The organism is Streptomyces sp. NBC_01267 (assembly GCF_036241575.1).
In the GTDB taxonomy this organism is placed as follows: domain Bacteria; phylum Actinomycetota; class Actinomycetes; order Streptomycetales; family Streptomycetaceae; genus Streptomyces.
The window spans coordinates 4,467,501-4,486,368 of the sequence record NZ_CP108455.1; the positions used below are offsets into that span (position 1 = coordinate 4,467,501).

An 18,868-nucleotide genomic window follows, 5' to 3' on the forward strand; every position below is an offset into this window, starting at 1 on the left:
CGTGGAGGACCGAACCCACCAGGGTTGAAAACCTGGGGGATGACCTGTGGTTAGGGGTGAAAGGCCAATCAAACTCCGTGATAGCTGGTTCTCCCCGAAATGCATTTAGGTGCAGCGTCGTGTGTTTCTTGCCGGAGGTAGAGCACTGGATAGGCGATGGGCCCTACCGGGTTACTGACCTTAGCCAAACTCCGAATGCCGGTAAGTGAGAGCGCGGCAGTGAGACTGTGGGGGATAAGCTCCATGGTCGAGAGGGAAACAGCCCAGAGCATCGACTAAGGCCCCTAAGCGTACGCTAAGTGGAAAAGGATGTGGAGTCGCAGAGACAACCAGGAGGTTGGCTTAGAAGCAGCCACCCTTGAAAGAGTGCGTAATAGCTCACTGGTCAAGTGATTCCGCGCCGACAATGTAGCGGGGCTCAAGCGTACCGCCGAAGTCGTGTCATTCCAGCACATACCCCCAACGGGGGCTGGGATGGGTAGGGGAGCGTCGTGTGCCGGGTGAAGCAGCCGCGGAAGCGAGTTGTGGACGGTTCACGAGTGAGAATGCAGGCATGAGTAGCGATACACACGTGAGAAACGTGTGCGCCGATTGACTAAGGGTTCCTGGGTCAAGCTGATCTGCCCAGGGTAAGTCGGGACCTAAGGCGAGGCCGACAGGCGTAGTCGATGGACAACCGGTTGATATTCCGGTACCCGCTTTGAAACGCCCAATACTGAATCAGACGATGCTAAGGCCGTGAAGCCGTCCTGGATCCTTCGGGTGAAGGGGAGTGGTGGAGCCGTCGAACCAGATCTGTACTAGGTAAGCGATGGGGTGACGCAGGAAGGTAGTCCAGCCCGGGCGGTGGTTGTCCCGGGGTAAGGGTGTAGGACGTTACGTAGGCAAATCCGCGTAACACATAGTCTGAGACCTGATGCCGAGCCGATTGTGGTGAAGTGGATGATCCTATGCTGTCGAGAAAAGCCTCTAGCGAGTTTCATGGCGGCCCGTACCCTAAACCGACTCAGGTGGTCAGGTAGAGAATACCGAGGCGTTCGGGTGAACTATGGTTAAGGAACTCGGCAAAATGCCCCCGTAACTTCGGGAGAAGGGGGGCCATTCTTGGTGATCCGATTTACTCGGTGAGCTGGGGGTGGCCGCAGAGACCAGCGAGAAGCGACTGTTTACTAAAAACACAGGTCCGTGCGAAGCCGTAAGGCGATGTATACGGACTGACGCCTGCCCGGTGCTGGAACGTTAAGGGGACCGGTTAGTCACATTTCGGTGTGGCGAAGCTGAGAACTTAAGCGCCAGTAAACGGCGGTGGTAACTATAACCATCCTAAGGTAGCGAAATTCCTTGTCGGGTAAGTTCCGACCTGCACGAATGGCGTAACGACTTCTCGACTGTCTCAACCATAGGCCCGGTGAAATTGCACTACGAGTAAAGATGCTCGTTTCGCGCAGAAGGACGGAAAGACCCCGGGACCTTTACTATAGTTTGATATTGGTGTTCGGTTCGGCTTGTGTAGGATAGGTGGGAGACTTTGAAGCGGTCACGCCAGTGATTGTGGAGTCGTCGTTGAAATACCACTCTGGTCGTGCTGGATGTCTAACCTCGGTCCGTGATCCGGATCAGGGACAGTGTCTGATGGGTAGTTTAACTGGGGCGGTTGCCTCCTAAAGAGTAACGGAGGCGCCCAAAGGTTCCCTCAGCCTGGTTGGCAATCAGGTGTTGAGTGTAAGTGCACAAGGGAGCTTGACTGTGAGACCGACGGGTCGAGCAGGGACGAAAGTCGGGACTAGTGATCCGGCAGTGGCTTGTGGAAGCGCTGTCGCTCAACGGATAAAAGGTACCCCGGGGATAACAGGCTGATCTTCCCCAAGAGTCCATATCGACGGGATGGTTTGGCACCTCGATGTCGGCTCGTCGCATCCTGGGGCTGGAGTCGGTCCCAAGGGTTGGGCTGTTCGCCCATTAAAGCGGTACGCGAGCTGGGTTTAGAACGTCGTGAGACAGTTCGGTCCCTATCCTCTGTGCGCGTAGGAATATTGAGAAGGGCTGTCCCTAGTACGAGAGGACCGGGACGGACGAACCTCTGGTGTGCCAGTTGTCCTGCCAAGGGCATGGCTGGTTGGCTACGTTCGGAAAGGATAACCGCTGAAAGCATCTAAGCGGGAAGCCTGCTTCGAGATGAGTATTCCCACCCCCTTTGAGGGGTTAAGGCTCCCAGTAGACGACTGGGTTGATAGGCCAGATGTGGAAGCCCGGTAACGGGTGGAGCTGACTGGTACTAATAGGCCGAGGGCTTGTCCTCAGTTGCTCGCGTCCACTGTGTTAGTTCTGAAATAACGAACGGCCGTGTTTGCTGTCTTTAATTAGACGCAGTCGGTGTTGGTTAATTTCATAGTGTTTCGGTGGTCATAGCGTTAGGGAAACGCCCGGTTACATTCCGAACCCGGAAGCTAAGCCTTTCAGCGCCGATGGTACTGCAGGGGGGACCCTGTGGGAGAGTAGGACGCCGCCGAACAATTTTTAGCCTCAACCCCGAGCCGATTTGGCTCGGGGTTGAGGCATTTTTGCGTTTATGGTCAGGGTATGCGCTACGACCTGGTCATCTTCGACAACGACGGCGTCCTTGTGGACAGTGAGCCGATCTCCAACACCATCCTCGCCGAGTACCTGACCGAGCTGGGGTACCCCACCACGTACGACGAGTCGCTCCGCGACTACATGGGTGCCGCCATGCACCGGGTGCACGACATCATCCAGGAGCGGACCGGGCAGCAGCTGCCCGAGGACTTCGACGAGACGTTCCACGCCCGTGTCTTCGCCGCCTTCGCGCGCGAACTGAAGCCCGTCGCCGGGGCGGCCGATCTGCTCGGCGAGCTGGTCGCCGAGGGAGTGCCGTACTGCGTCGCCTCCTCCGGCACGCACGAGCGGATCAGAGTGGGGCACCGGGCGACCGGGCTCGACGAGTGGTTCGAGGAGGAGTGGGTGTTCAGCTCCGAGGACGTCGGCCGGGGCAAGCCGGCGCCGGACCTCTTCCTGTACGCCGCCCAGCAGATGGGCGTCGCACCCGAGCGGTGCGTCGTCATCGAGGACAGTCCGCTCGGTGTGGCCGCCGCGCACGCCGCGGGGATGGATGTGTACGGGTTTACGGCGATGACTCCCGCCGAGCGACTCGCCGGAGCGAACGGGTTCTTCTCGAAGTTGTCGGAGCTCCCACAACTGCTTGCGTGATCCATCTACCCACGGGTAAGCCAGGGGCCTACTGTGCCGCCATGACGACAGATGCTCGCCTGCGGCACGGCAGGGTCTCCCTGGGGCTCAGCTTCTTCGCGCAGGGCGCCGCGTTCGCGCTTCTGGTGACGCGGATCCCTGCCATCCAGGACCGGTACGGGATATCCGACGGCCTGCTTCCCGTCTTCCTCGCCGCCGTGCCGGTCCTCGCCGGCGTCGGCAGCGTCGGCACCGAGCACCTGGTGAAGCGGGTGCGGCCGTCCGTCGTGCTGCGGTGGGCGCAGCCGGTGGTGCTGCTGGCCCTCCTCGGGGCCGCGGCCGGCGACGAGTTGTGGCAGGCGGCCGTCTCGCTCGGGGTGTTCGGACTCGGTGTGGGAGCACTGGACGCCTCCATGAACATGCTGGGGGTCAGCCTCCAGCGGGCGTACGGCCGCAGCATCATGCTCGGCTTCCACGCCACGTACAGCCTCGGCGGGATCGCCGGAGCCTCGCTCGCCTGGGTCGGGGCGCACTGGCATCTGTCGCTGTTCACCTCGTACTGGCCGGTGACCGTGGTGCTGGTGCCCGCGTGTCTGGTCGCGAGCCGCTGGTACGCGGACGCGCGGGACGGCGGTCAGCCGCCGGTCGCCGAGCCGGGCCGGGGCAGTGGGGCCGCCCAGGGCGGGCCCCTCGTCTTCAAGATGCTGCTGCCGCTCTGCCTGGTGATGGCCTTCACCTATATCGGGGACTCGACCGTCTCCAACTGGGGTGCGAAGTACCTGCAGGACGTGCTGGGGAGCTCGGAGCAGCTCTCCACCCTTCCGTACAACGTCTACACCGTCACCACGCTTCTGGGCCGGGCCGTCGGTGACTTCGGGGTGCGGCGGTTCGGGGCGGTGGCCGTGGTGCGGTTCGGGTCCGTCGTCGCGGCCTGCGGCTTCGCCGTGGTGGCGGCGGCGAGCGGGCCGTGGGTGGGTCTGCTCGGGTTCACGGTGCTGGGGGTCGGTCTGTGTGTGATCGTGCCGCAGACCTTCGCGGCGGCGGGGCGGCTGTTCCCGGGGGCCTCCGACGCGGCCGTCGCCCGGCTGAACATCTTCAACTACGTGGGATTCCTGGTGGGGTCACCGCTGGTGGGGGCGATCGGGGACGCCTGGAACTACCGCGGGGCGATGCTCGTACCGATGGTGCTGGTGCTCGCGACTCTCGTGTACGCCCGCTCGTTCGGGAACGGCGACGCCCGATACGGTGTCGGGCATGAGCGGGCGCGGACTGTTGATGTGGGACGAAGCAGTAACGAGGTATGACTTCGGGCCCGGTCATCCGATGGACCCGGTGCGGCTCGCACTGACCATGGGACTGGTACGGGCGTACGGCCTCGACCGGGCGGTCGACGTCGTGGCCGCGAAACCGGCCGGGGAGTCGACGCTGCGGCTGGTGCACCGGGCGGACTACGTGGATGCCGTGCGGGCGGCCTCGGCGGACCCGGACGGGGCCGACGCCTCGTACGGGCTCGGCACCACCGACGATCCGGCGTTCGCCGGGATGCACGAGGTCTCCGCGCTGATCGCCGGTCAGTCGGTGGGCGCCGCCGAGGCGGTGTGGCACGGGGACGCCGCGCACGCCGTCAACTTCGCGGGCGGGCTGCACCACGCGATGCCCGGCGCGGCCTCCGGATTCTGCATCTACAACGACGCGGCGCTGGCCGTCGCCCGGCTGCTCGAACTGGGCGCCGAGCGGGTCGCGTACGTGGATGTGGACGTGCACCACGGAGACGGGGTCCAGGCGGCCTTCTGGGACGATCCGCGGGTACTGACCGTGTCGCTGCACGAGCATCCCCGGACGCTGTTCCCGGGCACCGGTTTCCCGACGGAGACCGGTGAGGGGCCGGGGGAGGGCTCGGCCGTCAACCTGGCGCTGCCCGCCGGTACCGGGGACGCCGGATGGCTGCGGGCCTTCCACGCGGTGGTGCCCGAGCTGCTGGCCGACTTCCGGCCGCAGGTGCTGGTGTCGCAGCACGGCGCCGACACGCACTTCGAGGATCCGCTGGCCCATCTGGCGGTGTCGCTGGACGCGCAGCGGGCGGTGCAGGTGGCCTGTCACGAGCTGGCACACCAGTACGCCGAGGGCGGCCGGTGGCTGGCGCTGGGCGGCGGAGGGTACGCGGTGGCCGACGTCGTACCGCGATCGTGGGCGCACCTGGTGGGGATCGCCGGGCACGCGGAGGTCGATCCGGATTCGGTGATCCCGGCGTCCTGGCGGGACGAGGTGTACGCGCGGACCCGGGGGGTGGGGCCGGCGCGGATGACGGACGGGCGGTGGCCGGTGACCTGGCGGTCGTGGGACGCGGGATACGACCCGGCGGACCGGCTGGACCAGGCGGTGCTGGCCACGCGGCGTGCGGCGTTCCCGCTGCGGGGGCTGCTGGCTTAGACCGACCGGCAGTTGGGGCGGCCACCGGGGTTACGCCAACCGTGCCGCATATCCCTGGTTCCGGCCCGGACGCGGGGCCCGGTGCGGCACCATCGGCAGGGTGTTGACCACCGGCGCCCTCCGCGCGCATCTGCTGGCGGCCAGGCTCGCCGGGCCGGTGGCCACCCCGCGCGAGGTGAGTCTGCGCAGTTACCGGCTCTTCGCCGCGCGGGATCCCCGGGTGACCCTCGGTCTCCATCCCGAACAGGGCTGGAACGAGCGGGAGTTGCTGCGGCTGATGGCCGACAGGTGCGGGGTGTCGGACGATCCGGCGTATGTGTCGGGGTCCGATGTCATCGATCCGGAGCGGACGTTGGCCGCGCTCGACGCGTTCGCCGTGCGGCTCGGGGAGGCGGTGGAGCGGCGGGCGGCGGTGCTGTTCGGGACCGGGCATCCGCACCGGCTGCTCGGCTTCTACGCCGCGCTGGCAGACGCCTTGTCGGCGGCGGGATGTGTTGTACTCACCCCCGCGCAGGGTCGCCGTGTCGACATAACGACCCGGTTCGGCGTACGCACGTACTGTCTCGACTATGTGCGGGGCGTCGCGCTGATGCGCGAACCCGGCGTGCGGGTCCCGGGGAGTGAGCCCGGCGCACACACGCATTCGCCGCTGCCGGTCCGGGTCGCACTGGAGGCCGCGGCGGGGGAGCCGGAAGGGCTGCCGGGGCTGGTCGTCGGAGATCACGGGTGGGTCTGCGGGGCAGGTCAGCTGGGGATCGAGGCGATCGGCCTGGCGGACACGGACGACCCCGCGCTGTTCGTCGGGGAGGCCGAGGGGCGGGTGTCCGTCGCCGTTCCGCTCGACGACGCGGTGCGGTCCGAGTACTACCGGCCGCTCACTCGCTATGTACTCAATCAGGCGTGTCTGTCCCGGTAGGTAATCGTCTGCTGCTCCTCTTCCCCACTCGTATCACCCGCACCTAGTCTGGTGAGTGAGCGCACAACGACGAAGAGTCACCGGAAGGGGTAGCCGGGGCGCGTCGGGTGCGGAAGGTTCAGGTGGGTCATGGCTGCTGGCGAGAGGCCTCTCAACGAGGTCAAGTTCCTGACCGTGGCGGAAGTCGCCTCGGTGATGCGAGTGTCCAAGATGACCGTGTACCGACTGGTGCACAGCGGTCATCTGCCGGCGATCAGGGTGGGCAGGTCCTTCCGGGTCCCGGAGCAAGCGGTGCACGAGTACCTCCGTGAGTCCTTCGTGGGGGTCCGGACTGCCTAGGGAGAGGTGTCAGGGGGGCCGGGGTTTCCCCTCGGATTACGTCCCTCACTCGGCGGCAGGTAGGCTAGGCCGACGTAGGTCGTGTGGGCCCAGACGCCCCGCACCGAGTGAAGAGAAGTGAGCGAGGGTAGTCGTGGGCTCTGTTATCAAGAAGCGGCGCAAGCGGATGGCTAAGAAGAAGCACCGCAAGCTGCTCAAGCGCACCCGCGTTCAGCGTCGCAACAAGAAGTAAGCGGCAGCTGTACGTGGTTCTGAGGCCCTCTCACCGACATGGTGAGGGGGCCTCGGCGCGTTGTGGAGGAATGGTTGCCGGGACGTGGACGGCCGGTCCTATAGATTTCGGTGACGTCACGCGGCGCATGGACATCACAGCGCAACAGCGAGCCGCTACGGTGGCCCGTACGGGAGTCCGAATGGGAAGGCGCTGATCTTGGGCAAGGTCGTGCTCGTCACCGGAGTGGCCCGGCAGCTCGGAAGCCGCCTGGTGCGCCGCATACAGCGCGACGCCGAGGTGGACCGGGTGATCGCGGTGGACATCGTGGAGCCCGAGCACGCGCTGGGGGACGCCGTCTTCGTACGGGCGGACATCCGCCAGCCGGCCATCGCCCGCCTGCTCGCCGAGTACGACGTCGACACGGTCGTGCACATGGACGTCACGGGGACCCCGCTGGGCGCGGGCGGCCGGACGGCGGTCAAGGAGACCAACGTCATCGGCACCATGCAGCTGCTCGGCGCCTGCCAGAAGTCGCCGTCCGTACAGCGCCTGGTGGTCAAGTCCAGTACGAATGTGTACGGGTCGGCGCCCCGCGACCCGGCCGTCTTCACCGAGACGACACCCCCGAAGTCGCTGCCCAGTGGCGGCTTCGCGAAGGACACCGTCGAGGTCGAGGGGTACGTACGGGGCTTCGCCCGTCGCAGGCCCGATGTCGCCGTCTGCGTCCTGCGCTTCGCGAACATCCTCGGGCCGAGCGCGGATTCACCGCTCGCCGAGTACCTGTCCCTGCCGGTGCTGCCGACCGTGTTCGGTTACGACCCGCGGCTCCAGTTCGTCCATGAGGACGACGTCATCGACGTACTCCGCCTGGCACTGGGCGAACCGCCGCGCGGGACGCTCAACAGCGGCACCTTCAATGTCGCGGGCGACGGTGTGCTGACGCTCTCGCAGTGTTCGCGGCGGCTCGGCCGGCCGACGGTGCCGGTGCTGCTGCCCGCGGTGAACTGGGTCGGCTCCGCGCTGCGGGCCGTCGGCGTCACCGACTTCTCGCCGGAGCAGATCCGGCTGCTCACCCACGGCAGGGTCGTCAGCACGGCGCAGATGCGCGAGACGCTCGGGTTCGCGCCGAGGTACTCGACAGCCGAGACCTTCGAGGACTTCGCGGTCAGCCGCGGGGAGGGCCTGCTGCCGCCCCGGGCGCTGGCGCAGGCGGTCGACAGGGTCTCTTCGTTCGCCAACTCCGTCAGCAAGGAGCGCATCTGACATGGCCGATGCCAAGGTCATCCCCTTCGGAGACGAGCCGAGGGCGAGGCGGGCCAGGAGCGCCAAGGCAGTCAAACGGCCCGGGACGCGGAACAGGCCCGTGGGGTCGCTCGCACCCGTACCGGAGCAGCAGACGGGGCCTGAGCCGTCCTCGGGGACACCTGGGCGGGAGCCCGGGACCGACGTGGAGACCGGCGCCTGGGACCGGCGGATCGCGGGCGGGCTGGCGTTCCTGCGGCGGCGGATCACCGGCGAGTACGAGGTCGACGAGTTCGGCTACGACAAGGAACTCACCGACCAGGTCCTGATGTCGATGGTCCGGCCGTTGTACGAGAAGTACTTCCGAGTCGAAGTGAAGGGCATCGAGAACATCCCGTCGGACGGTGGGGCGCTCGTCGTCGCCAACCATTCGGGGACGCTGCCGCTCGACGGGCTGATGCTCCAGGTCGCGGTGCACGACCACCACCCGGCGGAGCGCCATCTGCGGCTGCTCGCCGCCGACCTGGTCTTCATGCTGCCGGTGGTCAACGAGCTGGCCAGGAAGGCCGGGCACACGCTGGCGTGCGCGGAGGACGCGGAGCGGCTGTTGCAGCGCGGTGAGGTCGTCGGGGTGATGCCCGAGGGGTTCAAGGGCATCGGCAAGCCGTTCGCCGACCGGTACAAGCTCCAGCGGTTCGGGCGGGGCGGCTTCGTGTCGACCGCGCTGCGGGCGGGGGTGCCGATCGTGCCGTGCTCGATCGTCGGTGCCGAGGAGATCTACCCGATGCTCGGCAACGCGAAGACGGCGGCGCGGCTGCTGGGTTTCCCGTACTTCCCGATCACGCCGACGTTTCCGTGGCTGGGCCCGCTGGGGATGGTGCCGCTTCCGACGAAGTGGACGATCCAGTTCGGCGAGCCGATTCCGACGGACGGGTTCCCGGCCGAGGCCGCGGAGGACCCGATGCTGATGTTCAACCTGACGGACCAGGTGCGGGAGCAGATCCAGCACACCCTGTACAAGCTGCTGGTGCAGCGGCGGTCGGTCTTCTTCTGATTCCGGTTGCTGGCCCGGGCGGTTGGTCCGGGCTGTTGGTCCCGGCGGTTGGTCCGGCCGGTGATGGTGGCGCCGCGTGCGCGTTCCGGTGCTGTGTACGCGGGAGTGCCGGGCCTGCGAGGAGCGGGCCCGGCACTCTCACGTACGTGTACGTCCTGCCTACGGTGCGTTCTCGCCGTCGATGCCGAGGCCCGGAAGGAGACCGGGGAGCAGCGGCGGGAGGGTGACGTCCGGGGCGGGCCGGTCGGTCCTGCCGGCCGGGCCGGAGCTCTCCGACGCCGACGAGCTGCTGCCGGATTTCGGCGGGTCGAGCAGTCCGCCGGTGTTTCCGCCGATCAGCCCCTGGTCCGCCTCGCTGCCGGAGCTGGACGGCTTCGGCCTGCCGCTCGCCGGACCGTGCTGGTTCGGGACGGACGCGGTGGGCCCGGGGCGGTCGGTCCCGGAGCTGCCCGGCCGGGAGGTGCCCGGGTGCTGCGGGGTCCGGGTGGCGTCCGGGGTGCGCGGCAGCTGTGACCGCAGCGGGGCGACCTCCTGGTCTATGGCGTCGAACACCGAGTTGACCTGATTGCCCACGTCGTGGAGCTGGACCGGCAGCCGTCCCCGGAGATTGCTCCAGGTCTCCCGGTGCGAGCGGGAGAACGAGGAGAGTGTCTGGATCGGGCCGAGTGTGCCGTTCCTCGCGTACGCCTCGTGCAGCAGCCGGTGGCCTTCGCCGGCGTCGTGGTTCATGCCGTTCAGCGCGCGCCTGACTTCGCCCAGTTGCTCGTGGTCGAGCTGACCTGCCCGGTCGCGTTCCATGAGGCGGCGTGCCTCCTGGAGACGGGTCGAAGCCTGGTCGAGGTAGATCTCACCGCGGGCGGCATCGTCGTTCGCCATCCCGAGCTTGAGGTCTTCCATGCCGCGCTTCAGCCCGTACAGCGAATCACCGGGGAGGGCGTCGGAGCTGGCAGCGGCGACGCCGCTGAAGGCTCCTGCTGCCACCCCTACGGTGAGACCGCCCGCAGCGAGGCCCTTCGACCAGCGGGAGCGGGGGCGCAATTTCCGGAGCGGGGACGCCCGGTGGGCGCCGCGGCCGGTCCGCTGTTCGGGCACCTGAGGGCCCTCGGACACACCTCCCTCCGCGAGCATCGTCTCCATGGCGGCCACGAGCTGGGCTCGTTGCACCACTTTGACCTCGGGGTCCAGCTGCGGTTTCGGTAGCTCTCCGAGACCGGTCGCCAGGGCAAGCAACTGCCCTGATGCGGTCGGTCTCGTAGGAGCTTCGGGCTGGTCGGCCGCCGTGCCCTGGAGCGTCTGCTCCTCCAGGGCCTGGGCGAAGGCGTTCGCCCGCCGGTGTGCCGAAACTTGTCCGATCACTGGCGGCACCTCCTCTCGTCATGACGATCGACTCCCCTCGGGGTCCGGAAGGTTGCACGCCTTGAGCGCTTCCACACGATCGGGTGAGCGCCTGCGGGTGTGACGTGACCACAGGGAGCCTGCATCCCACTCAACGAGCCGCACAGCACTTGGGTTACGGACGGAAGAGGAGCCGACCGTGGTGTTGTCGCGCTGTCATCGTCCTGTCACGGATGGTGAGTTGTGATCAGCGCGCGTCATCCGGGAGGAGTCGCGCGAGAGTGCGCACGGCCCGGTACTGGAGGGTCTTGATGGCGCCCTCGTTCTTGCCCATCGCACGTGCCGTTTCGGCGACGGAGAGCCCTTGCAGGAAGCGCAGGGTCACGCACTCCTGCTGCTGCGGGTTGAGTTTCCGCACGGCTTCGAGGAGCGCGGCGTTGGAGAGGGACTCCAGGACGGAGTCCTCGGGACTGCGCTCGACCTCGTTGGCGTCGAGCATTTCGCCCGTGGTCACTTCGAGTCGGAAACGGCTCGACTTGAAGTGGTCGGCGACCAGATTCCGGGCGATCGTGACCAGCCAGGCGCCGAAGTCGCGCCCCTGCCAGGTGAAGGTGGAGATGCGGCGCAGGGCGCGCAGGAAGGTCTCGCTGGTGAGATCCTCCGCCGTCGCCTTCCCGCCGACTCGGTAGTAGATGTAGCGGTAGACGGTGTCGCTGTACTGGTCGTAGAGGCGCCCGAAGGCGTCGGCCTCGCCGGCCTGAGCGCGTTCGACGAGGTCCATCATGCGTGCGCTGTCGCTGTCGGCCGCAGGCCGACGGGCGGTGGACGTGCCGGTGCCGCCACGGCTGCGTCTGCCGACCGCCGCACCGCCCTCGGCGAGGGCATAGCAGGGGCCGGCAGGCACGGGTGTGGCAAATGCGGGGACGGCGTACGCGGTGGGGACGAAGCCGCGCAGCTGGTCAAGGACCGTTGCGCGCAGCGTAGCCAGGCCCGAGGCGTCAACCCCGACGTGTGGGTACACGGGACTCCCAGAGGCAGAGCTTCCATCACGTGCAGTGCTGGACCTTTCACCCGACGTGATGGCGAGTGGGGTCCGGTATGCGTCTGAGGAGAATAACGCTTCGTACAGGCAGTGCTACACCCAGTTGCTCAAATCATCGATTACGTCGTTTCTGTGACGACTACGAGGCCAATCAAGTGGCACTTCGTGACCGCTTATTGATCGGATTGGCTCACGATCGGCTTGATTGCGGGATCAGTTGTGCCTGTGAGGAGACGGCGGGACCGGCGGCGGTCGCACGGGGTGAGAAGTTCGAACACTGTGCGAGCAGGCGCGGGTCGGCGCGGTGGGGCGGGCACAGCGGCTCGCGCCGCGTACGGGGCCGGGGGCAGGGCCGTGCGCCGGGTCAGCGGCGGCGGCGGTGCAGCGCGACCGCGGCGGCGGTGCCTCCGGCGAGGGCCCCGACCCCGGCCGCGGCCGGGATGCCGACCTTGGCCGCCTTGCGGCCGGTGCGGTAGTCGCGCAGCCGCCACTCGCGCTCGCGGGCGTAACGGGCCAGCTTGGCGTCGGGGTTGATCGCGTACGGGTGGCCGACGAGGGAGAGCATCGGGATGTCGTTGTGCGAGTCGCTGTACGCGGCGCAGCGGTCCAGGTCGAGCCCTTCGGCCGCGGCGAGGGCCCGTACGGCCTCCGCCTTCGCCGGGCCGTGCAGCGGTTCGCCGACGAGACGGCCGGTGTAGACCCCGTCCATCGACTCGGCGACCGTGCCGAGCGCGCCGGTCAGTCCGAGGCGGCGGGCGATGATCGTCGCGGTCTCCACCGGGGCGGCGGTGACCAGCCACACCTTCTGGCCCGCGTCCAGGTGGGCCTGGGCGAGGGCGCGGGTGCCGGGCCAGATGCGGTCGGCCATGTACTCGTCGTAGATCTCCTCGCCGATGGACATCAGCTCGGAGACGCGGTGGCCCTTGACGATGGACAGGGCGCTGTCGCGGGCGTCCTGCATGTGTTCGGGGTCCTCGACGCCCGCCAGCCGGAACCAGGCCTGCTGCCAGGCGAACCTGGCCAGTTCGCGGCGCTGGAAGAACTTCCGCTTGTACAGGCCGCGGCCGAAGTGGAAGATCGCGGCGCCCTGCATGACGGTGTTGTCGAGGTCGAAGAAGGCGGCGGCCAGATCGTCCCCGGCGACCGGGAACTCGGGCTCCGGGTCCTTGCTGTCCTCCGGTTCCGGCTCCGCCCGTGTCAGCTCTTGCGAGGACTTGCGGGCTGCCTCGGCTGCGGCCTCGCCTGCCAGCACGCTGCGTGCTGTTGCCGAGCGCCTACGAGGGGTGAGCCATCCCAGTGCGGCCATGTTGTGAGCATAGCCAGTCCGGTTGGTGGTTCCGGGTCCTGCGGGATGCGGCGGGGTGAACTGCGGGTTGCGGAGCTGTTTTCCCGCGCCTTCCCGCAACTCCCCGCGCTCCTCCGCGCCTCCGTGTGTCTCCGTATGTCTCTGCGTGCTTCCGTGTGTCACGCGGGTGTTCTCCGGGCGGACAATGGCCTCATGAGTCCCCTGTTGCGGCGCCGTGCCGGTAAAGGAAAGCCCGCCGACCGGGTGGTCACCCTGGTCGGGAAGCCCGGCTGTCACCTCTGTGACGACGCCCGCGCGGTCGTCGCCGAGGTCTGCGGTGAGCTCGGCGCGTCCTGGGAGGAGAAGGACATCACGCAGGACGCGGAGCTCAACGACGCCTACTGGGAGCAGATTCCGGTGGTGCTCGTCGACGGGGAGCAGCACACCTTCTGGCGGGTGGACGCCGGCCGGCTGCGTCAGGCGCTGCGGGCCTGACGCAGCACCGCTGGAATTCCACCGGTGCTGCGGGGGTCGCGTCACGCGCTGCGGGCCCGATGGCAAAAGGCAGTTACCATCGTGGGCGATTTGAGCAGTCTCGGGGGCGTAGGCGTGAGGAGTGTGTGCGGTTATGCCCCCTTTGGGATCCCAACGCAGCGGATCGGCCTCTGGTTCCGTCAATACGCCGTCGATGCGCGTGACCCCGGTCACTTTGCACGGACAAAACGGACACCATCTTTGTGCACGCGTTCACAAAGACATAGCCTGCATTCGACGGGGCGGTCCTGCTGCATATGGCCGCCTGCAGCCTCGCTCATCCCGCAGGAGCACCGTGGCAACTGGCCGAACTCACCGACCGGCGACCCGTAGCCGAGGAATCCCCGAGGCCACCGTCGCCCGACTTCCGTTGTACCTCCGTGCCCTCACCGGGCTGTCGGAGCGTTCCGTGCCCACGGTTTCATCCGAGGAGCTCGCCGCTGCGGCCGGGGTCAACTCGGCGAAGCTGCGCAAGGACTTCTCCTACCTGGGTTCGTACGGGACCAGGGGCGTCGGCTACGACGTCGAATATCTCGTATATCAGATCTCGCGTGAGCTGGGTCTCACCCAGGACTGGCCGGTCGTCATCGTCGGTATCGGTAACCTCGGCGCCGCGCTCGCCAATTACGGCGGGTTCGCCTCGCGCGGATTCCGGGTCGCCGCGCTGATCGACGCCGATCCCGCCATGGCGGGCAAGCCGGTCGCCGGTATGCCCGTCCAGCACAGCGACGACCTCGAAAAGATCATCTCGGACAACGGGGTCTCCATCGGGGTCATCGCGACGCCCGCCGGAGCGGCCCAGCCGGTCTGCGACCGGCTCGTCGCCGCCGGTGTCACGTCGATCCTGAACTTCGCGCCCACCGTGCTCTCGGTGCCCGAGGGCGTCGACGTACGCAAGGTCGACCTCTCCATCGAGCTCCAGATCCTCGCCTTCCACGAGCAGCGCAAGGCCGGTGAGGGCGCCGCGCCCGCGCCCGACGCCGACGCGCCTCCCGTACGGGGCGCGGCCCACGCCGCCCACCACGCCGACCGGAAGGGACCCGACGGGGACATGCCCGCCGTGATGCCGGCATGAGTCTCCTGGTCGTCGGACTGAGCCACCGCAGCGCGCCCGTCAGCGTGCTGGAGCGGGCCTCGCTCTCCGCTGATACGCAGGCCAAGCTGTTGCAGGACACGCTGGCCGCCGAGCCCGCCGCCGAGGCCGCCGCGCTCGCCACCTGCAACCGCATCGAGCTGTACGCCGACGTGGACAAGTTCCACGCGGGCGTCGCCGAGCTGTCCACGCTGCTCGCCCAGCACAGCGGTGTCGGGCTCGAAGAACTCACTCCTTATCTCTACGTGCACTACGAGGACCGGGCCGTCCACCACCTCTTCTCGGTGGCCTGCGGGCTCGACTCGATGGTCGTCGGGGAGGGGCAGATCCTCGGGCAGATCAAGGACGCCCTCGCGCTCGGCCAGGAACTGCACACCGCGGGACGGCTGTTGAACGACCTGTTCCAGCAGGCGCTGCGCGTCGGCAAGCGGGCGCACAGCGAGACCGGCATCGACCGGGCCGGGCAGTCGCTCGTCACCTTCGGGCTGGAACAGCTCGCCGGTGACGCGGACGTGTCCGCCTGGGCGGGCGGGAAGCGCGCGCTGGTGATCGGCGCGGGCTCGATGTCCTCGCTCGCCGCCGCCACGCTGGCCCGCGCCGGGGTCGGCGAGATCGTCGTGGCCAACCGGACGCAGGCGCGTGCCGAGCGGCTCGCGGAGATCCTCGGCGGCTCCGGTGTGACCGCGACGGCCGTCCCCATGGACGCTGTCCACGGTGAGCTGGCCCGCGCCGACCTGGTCGTCTCCTGCACCGGCGCGACCGGTCTCGTCCTGACCGCGGAGGCCGTGGCCACGGCCCTGGGCGAGGAGTACACGCCCGCCGAAGCACCCGCCGGGGCATCTGCCGAGGCGCCCGCGGAACCGTCTGCCGGAAGTCCTTCGGAAGCCGTCGCGGCCGATGTGCTGGAGCAGCACGGGACCTGGGCCGAGGCCGCCGCGCTCGCCCGTACCCGCCGTCCCGTCGTCGAAGACGGCGCGCCGCTGCGGCTCGCCCTGCTCGACCTCGCGATGCCGCGGGACATCGACGCGGCCGTGCACCGCATCAGCGGCGCCCGGCTGGTCGACATCGAGTCGCTGGCCGACGCCTCCGCGGACGCGCCGATGGCCGCCGATGTCGACGCCGTACGCACCATCGTGTCCGACGAGGTCGCCGCGTTCGGCGCCGCGCAGCGGGCCGCGCACATCACGCCGACCGTGGTCGCCCTGCGCACCATGGCCGCCGGGGTCGTCGCCGGTGAGATCGCGCGGCTCGACGGACGCCTTCCCGACCTGGACGACAAGCAGCGCGCCGAGATCACCCAGACGGTGCGCCGTGTCGTCGACAAGCTCCTGCACGCGCCCACCGTGCGGGTCAAGCAGCTCGCCAGCGAGCCCGGCGGCGCCGGGTACGCGGACGCGCTGCGGGAACTTTTCGACCTCGACCCGTTGACGGTCGCGGCCGTCAGCAGGGCCGATCTGACCGACCTGAGCAACACAGACGTCAAGAACCGAGGGCGGGCATGACCGATGCCTTGAGGCTGGGAACCAGGCGCAGCAAGCTCGCCATGGCGCAGTCAGGACAAATTGCCGAGGCTGTTCGGCAGATCACGGGACGCCCCGTGGAACTCGTCGAGATCACCACGTACGGGGACACCTCCCGTGAGCACCTGGCGCAGATCGGCGGGACCGGTGTGTTCGTCACCGCCCTGCGGGACGCGCTGGTGAGCGGTGAGGTCGACTTCGCCGTGCACTCGCTGAAGGATCTGCCGACCGCGGAGCCGGACGATCTGGTGCTGGCCGCGATCCCGGTCCGTGAGGACCCGCGGGACGTGCTGGTCGCGCGCGACGGGCTGACGTTCGAGCAGCTGCCGGACGGGGCCCGGGTGGGTACCGGTTCGCCGCGCCGGATGGCGCAGCTCAACGCGCACGCCCGTAACCGCGGCATGCGCATCGAGACCGTGCCGATCCGCGGCAACATCGACACCCGCATCGGATTCGTCCGCGACGGGGAGCTGGACGCGGTGGTTCTCGCCGCGGCGGGGCTCCACCGTGTCGGCAGGGCCGCCGAAGTGACCGAGTACCTGCCGGTCGACATCATCTTGCCCGCCCCCGGCCAGGGGGCCCTGGCGATCGAGTGCGCGGCAGCCAATGCCGACCTCCTCGCCCAGCTCGCCGAGCTCGACGACCCGTACACCCGGGCCGCCGTGACCGCCGAGCGATCCCTGCTCGCCGCCTTGGAGGCCGGTTGCAGTGCGCCTGTTGGTGCACTGGCCGACGTCCTGGTCGACGGGCAGGCTGTCACCGAGATGCGCCTGCGCGGTGTCGTCGGCTCGACCGACGGTTCCACGCTGGTGCAGTTGTCCACCACCGGTCCCGTACCCACGTCGCACGAAGGCAACGAGGCGCTCGGACGCGAACTCGCGTCCGAGATGCTGGCCAAGGGTGCGGCCGGTCTTATGGGGGAGCGAGCACGATGAGCCCCACCACCTCGAACCTGCCAGCCCTTCCCGCCCACGGGCACGTCACCTTCCTCGGTGCCGGTCCCGGGGATCCGGGGCTGCTCACACTGCGCGCTGTCGAAGCGCTCGCGAGTGCGGACGTACTGATTGCCGAGCCGCATGTGCTCGACGTCGTACGCACCCATGCGCGGGCGACCGTAAGCACGCCTCAGCTGACGGTTGTTGACGAAGCGTCAACAGCCGCCGGAATCCCGGCAATCCGCGATGCGGGCAATCTTGTCATGGAGGCCGCACGGGGTGGCAGGCGGGTCGTCCGTGCTGTCACCGGGGATCCGGGACTCGACGGCAACTCCGGTGAGGAGATGCTTGCCTGCGCTGCCGCGGGCATCCCGTTCGAGGTCGTCCCGGGTGTCTCGACGGCGGTGGGCGTCTCCGCGTACGCCGGTGTACCGCTGCGGGACGCTCAGGGCACGGACGTGCGTTTCGTCGACGCCCGTACCGCGACGGACCGCTGCTGGAGCGAGATCGGCGCGAGCGATGTGACCGCAGTGGTCTCCACGACGCTCGACACGGTCGCGGTCGCTGCCGGTGAACTGGTCGCGGCGGGCCGTAAGCCCGACACCCCGATGTCCGTCACGGTCGCCGGGACCACCACCCGTCAGCGCACCTGGTCCGCAACGCTCGGCACGGTCGCCCAGGTGCTCAAGCAGGCCAAGGTGCTGCCCTCGCCCGAGGGCCACCAGCCGGTCATAGCCGTGGTCGGCGAGCGCAGCTCGGCCGCCCAGCGCGACCAGTTGTCGTGGTTCGAGTCGAAGCCGCTCTTCGGGTGGCGGGTGCTCGTTCCGCGTACGAAGGAGCAGGCGGCCTCGCTCTCCGACCAGCTGCGGTCCTACGGCGCCGTGCCGCACGAGGTCCCCACCATCGCCGTCGAGCCGCCGCGTACCCCGCAGCAGATGGAACGCGCGGTCAAGGGCCTGGTCACCGGCCGTTACGAGTGGATCGCCTTCACCAGCGTCAACGCGGTCAAGGCCGTCCGTGAGAAGTTCGAGGAGTACGGGCTCGACGCCCGCGCCTTCGCGGGGATCAAGGTCGCCGCGGTCGGCGAACAGACCGCCGCCTCGCTGGTCGAGTTCGGTGTCAAGCCCGATCTCGTACCGAGCGGCGAGCAGTCCGCGGCGGGCCTCCTGGAGGACTGGCCGCCGTACGACCCGGTCTTCGACCCGATCGACCGTGTCTTCCTGCCGCGCGCCGACATCGCCACCGAGACGCTGGTGGCCGGGCTCATCGAGCTGGGCTGGGAGGTCGACGACGTCACCGCCTACCGGACGGTGCGCGCCTCGCCGCCGCCGGCCGACACCCGTGAGGCGATCAAGGGCGGCGGTTTCGACGCGGTCCTCTTCACCTCGTCGAGCACCGTCCGCAACCTGGTGGGCATCGCGGGCAAGCCGCACAACGTGACGGTCATCGCCTGTATCGGTCCCGCCACGGCGAAGACGGCCGAGGAACACGGGCTGCGGGTGGACGTGCTCTCGCCGGAGCCGTCGGTGCACCGGCTCGCCGAGGCGCTCGCCGAGTTCGGCGCGCAGCGCCGGGAGGCGGCCAGGGAGGCGGGTGAGACGGTCACCCGTCCCAGCGAGCGCCGTCCCGGTGGTCGCAGACGGCGTACCACCTGAGGGGCTTTCGGGCCGACGAAGCGGGCGCCGCGTGGCTGGCAGGCGAGGCGTCCGGGGGTATTCGAGGCGT

16 protein-coding genes and 2 rRNA genes (1 of these 18 running past the window's edge) are annotated in these 18,868 nt (G+C 68.4%); 15 read left to right on the top strand and 3 right to left on the bottom strand.

Annotated elements, in window-relative coordinates:
• The 10 genes from OG709_RS20530 to OG709_RS20575 form a co-directional block, all read left to right on the top strand.
• Positions 1 to 2,299, top strand: a 23S ribosomal RNA gene (locus tag OG709_RS20530) (it extends 826 nt beyond the left edge of the window).
• Between the two features lie 96 nt (positions 2,300 to 2,395).
• Positions 2,396 to 2,512 (top strand): 5S ribosomal RNA (rrf, locus tag OG709_RS20535).
• A 68-nt stretch (positions 2,513 to 2,580) separates the two neighbouring features.
• Complete coding sequence (locus tag OG709_RS20540) at positions 2,581 to 3,225, top strand: HAD family hydrolase (protein ID WP_250298875.1); 645 nt, start codon at positions 2,581 to 2,583, stop codon at positions 3,223 to 3,225.
• Between the two features lie 41 nt (positions 3,226 to 3,266).
• Entirely contained in the window at positions 3,267 to 4,508 is a 1,242-nt protein-coding gene (locus OG709_RS20545; RefSeq protein ID WP_250298876.1) for an MFS transporter, read from the top strand.
• On the top strand, positions 4,459 to 5,634 hold the full coding sequence (locus tag OG709_RS20550; RefSeq protein WP_329167337.1) for an acetoin utilization protein AcuC: 1,176 nt from the start codon (positions 4,459 to 4,461) through the stop codon (positions 5,632 to 5,634). The genes OG709_RS20545 and OG709_RS20550 overlap by 50 nt, the downstream gene beginning before the upstream one ends.
• A 100-nt stretch (positions 5,635 to 5,734) precedes the next feature.
• Positions 5,735 to 6,550 carry a phosphatase gene (locus tag OG709_RS20555; RefSeq protein ID WP_250298878.1) on the top strand — a complete coding sequence of 272 codons (816 nt, stop codon included), beginning with the start codon at positions 5,735 to 5,737 and terminating at the stop codon, positions 6,548 to 6,550.
• Between the two features lie 129 nt (positions 6,551 to 6,679).
• Complete coding sequence (locus OG709_RS20560) at positions 6,680 to 6,889, top strand: helix-turn-helix domain-containing protein (RefSeq protein ID WP_250298879.1); 210 nt, start codon at positions 6,680 to 6,682, stop codon at positions 6,887 to 6,889.
• Between the two features lie 133 nt (positions 6,890 to 7,022).
• Positions 7,023 to 7,121, top strand: coding sequence for a 30S ribosomal protein bS22 (locus OG709_RS20565; protein WP_003948845.1), 99 nt, complete (start codon positions 7,023 to 7,025; stop codon positions 7,119 to 7,121).
• Positions 7,122 to 7,319: 198 nt separating this feature from the next.
• A complete protein-coding gene (locus tag OG709_RS20570; RefSeq protein WP_250298883.1) occupies positions 7,320 to 8,366 on the top strand; it encodes an NAD-dependent epimerase/dehydratase family protein in 1,047 nt (348 codons plus the stop codon).
• Position 8,367: 1 nt separating this feature from the next.
• Positions 8,368 to 9,399: a lysophospholipid acyltransferase family protein gene (locus OG709_RS20575; RefSeq protein WP_250298885.1), complete on the top strand. Its 1,032-nt coding sequence runs from the start codon at positions 8,368 to 8,370 to the stop codon at positions 9,397 to 9,399.
• A gap of 159 nt (positions 9,400 to 9,558) precedes the next feature.
• Here OG709_RS20575 and OG709_RS20580 read toward each other — a convergent pair whose 3' ends face one another.
• The 3 genes from OG709_RS20580 to OG709_RS20590 all read right to left on the bottom strand — a co-directional run bounded on the left by OG709_RS20580 (position 9,559) and on the right by OG709_RS20590 (position 13,082).
• Entirely contained in the window at positions 9,559 to 10,755 is a 1,197-nt protein-coding gene (locus OG709_RS20580; RefSeq protein ID WP_329167342.1) for a DUF5667 domain-containing protein, read from the bottom strand.
• 226 nt (positions 10,756 to 10,981) lie between these two features.
• Positions 10,982 to 11,755, bottom strand: coding sequence for an ECF subfamily RNA polymerase sigma factor, BldN family (locus tag OG709_RS20585; protein ID WP_250298889.1), 774 nt, complete (start codon positions 11,753 to 11,755; stop codon positions 10,982 to 10,984).
• Between the two features lie 385 nt (positions 11,756 to 12,140).
• Positions 12,141 to 13,082, bottom strand: coding sequence for an HAD family hydrolase (locus OG709_RS20590; RefSeq protein ID WP_329167345.1), 942 nt, complete (start codon positions 13,080 to 13,082; stop codon positions 12,141 to 12,143).
• 192 nt (positions 13,083 to 13,274) lie between these two features.
• On the opposite strand from OG709_RS20590, the gene OG709_RS20595 reads away from it, so the two are divergent.
• From OG709_RS20595 to OG709_RS20615, 5 genes are all read left to right on the top strand, one after another.
• Positions 13,275 to 13,556, top strand: a complete 282-nt coding sequence (locus OG709_RS20595; protein ID WP_250298892.1) for a glutaredoxin family protein — start codon at positions 13,275 to 13,277, stop codon at positions 13,554 to 13,556.
• A gap of 334 nt (positions 13,557 to 13,890) precedes the next feature.
• Positions 13,891 to 14,670, top strand: a complete 780-nt coding sequence (locus OG709_RS20600; protein ID WP_250298894.1) for a redox-sensing transcriptional repressor Rex — start codon at positions 13,891 to 13,893, stop codon at positions 14,668 to 14,670.
• Positions 14,667 to 16,190 carry a glutamyl-tRNA reductase gene (locus OG709_RS20605; protein ID WP_329167348.1) on the top strand — a complete coding sequence of 508 codons (1,524 nt, stop codon included), beginning with the start codon at positions 14,667 to 14,669 and terminating at the stop codon, positions 16,188 to 16,190. The genes OG709_RS20600 and OG709_RS20605 overlap by 4 nt, the downstream gene beginning before the upstream one ends.
• On the top strand, positions 16,187 to 17,143 hold the full coding sequence (gene hemC / locus OG709_RS20610; RefSeq protein WP_250298902.1) for a hydroxymethylbilane synthase: 957 nt from the start codon (positions 16,187 to 16,189) through the stop codon (positions 17,141 to 17,143). Before OG709_RS20605 ends, hemC begins: the two co-directional genes overlap by 4 nt.
• Positions 17,140 to 18,798 carry a uroporphyrinogen-III synthase gene (locus OG709_RS20615; protein ID WP_250298905.1) on the top strand — a complete coding sequence of 553 codons (1,659 nt, stop codon included), beginning with the start codon at positions 17,140 to 17,142 and terminating at the stop codon, positions 18,796 to 18,798. The genes hemC and OG709_RS20615 overlap by 4 nt, the downstream gene beginning before the upstream one ends.
• The last annotated feature ends 70 nt before the right edge of the window (positions 18,799 to 18,868 follow it).

Excerpts from the sequence above, each read along its gene's own strand:
- OG709_RS20590 (WP_329167345.1), bottom strand. The coding sequence starts at position 13,082 with ATGGCCGCACTGGGATGGCTCACCCCTCGTAGGCGCTCGGCAACAGCA.
- OG709_RS20615 (WP_250298905.1), top strand. The coding sequence starts at position 17,140 with ATGAGCCCCACCACCTCGAACCTGCCAGCCCTTCCCGCCCACGGGCAC.
- OG709_RS20560 (WP_250298879.1), top strand. The coding sequence starts at position 6,680 with ATGGCTGCTGGCGAGAGGCCTCTCAACGAGGTCAAGTTCCTGACCGTG.
- OG709_RS20605 (WP_329167348.1), top strand. The coding sequence starts at position 14,667 with ATGAGTCTCCTGGTCGTCGGACTGAGCCACCGCAGCGCGCCCGTCAGC.
- OG709_RS20545 (WP_250298876.1), top strand. The coding sequence starts at position 3,267 with ATGACGACAGATGCTCGCCTGCGGCACGGCAGGGTCTCCCTGGGGCTC.
- hemC (WP_250298902.1), top strand. The coding sequence starts at position 16,187 with ATGACCGATGCCTTGAGGCTGGGAACCAGGCGCAGCAAGCTCGCCATG.
- OG709_RS20550 (WP_329167337.1), top strand. The coding sequence starts at position 4,459 with ATGAGCGGGCGCGGACTGTTGATGTGGGACGAAGCAGTAACGAGGTAT.
- OG709_RS20595 (WP_250298892.1), top strand. The coding sequence starts at position 13,275 with ATGAGTCCCCTGTTGCGGCGCCGTGCCGGTAAAGGAAAGCCCGCCGAC.
- OG709_RS20575 (WP_250298885.1), top strand. The coding sequence starts at position 8,368 with ATGGCCGATGCCAAGGTCATCCCCTTCGGAGACGAGCCGAGGGCGAGG.
- OG709_RS20540 (WP_250298875.1), top strand. The coding sequence starts at position 2,581 with ATGCGCTACGACCTGGTCATCTTCGACAACGACGGCGTCCTTGTGGAC.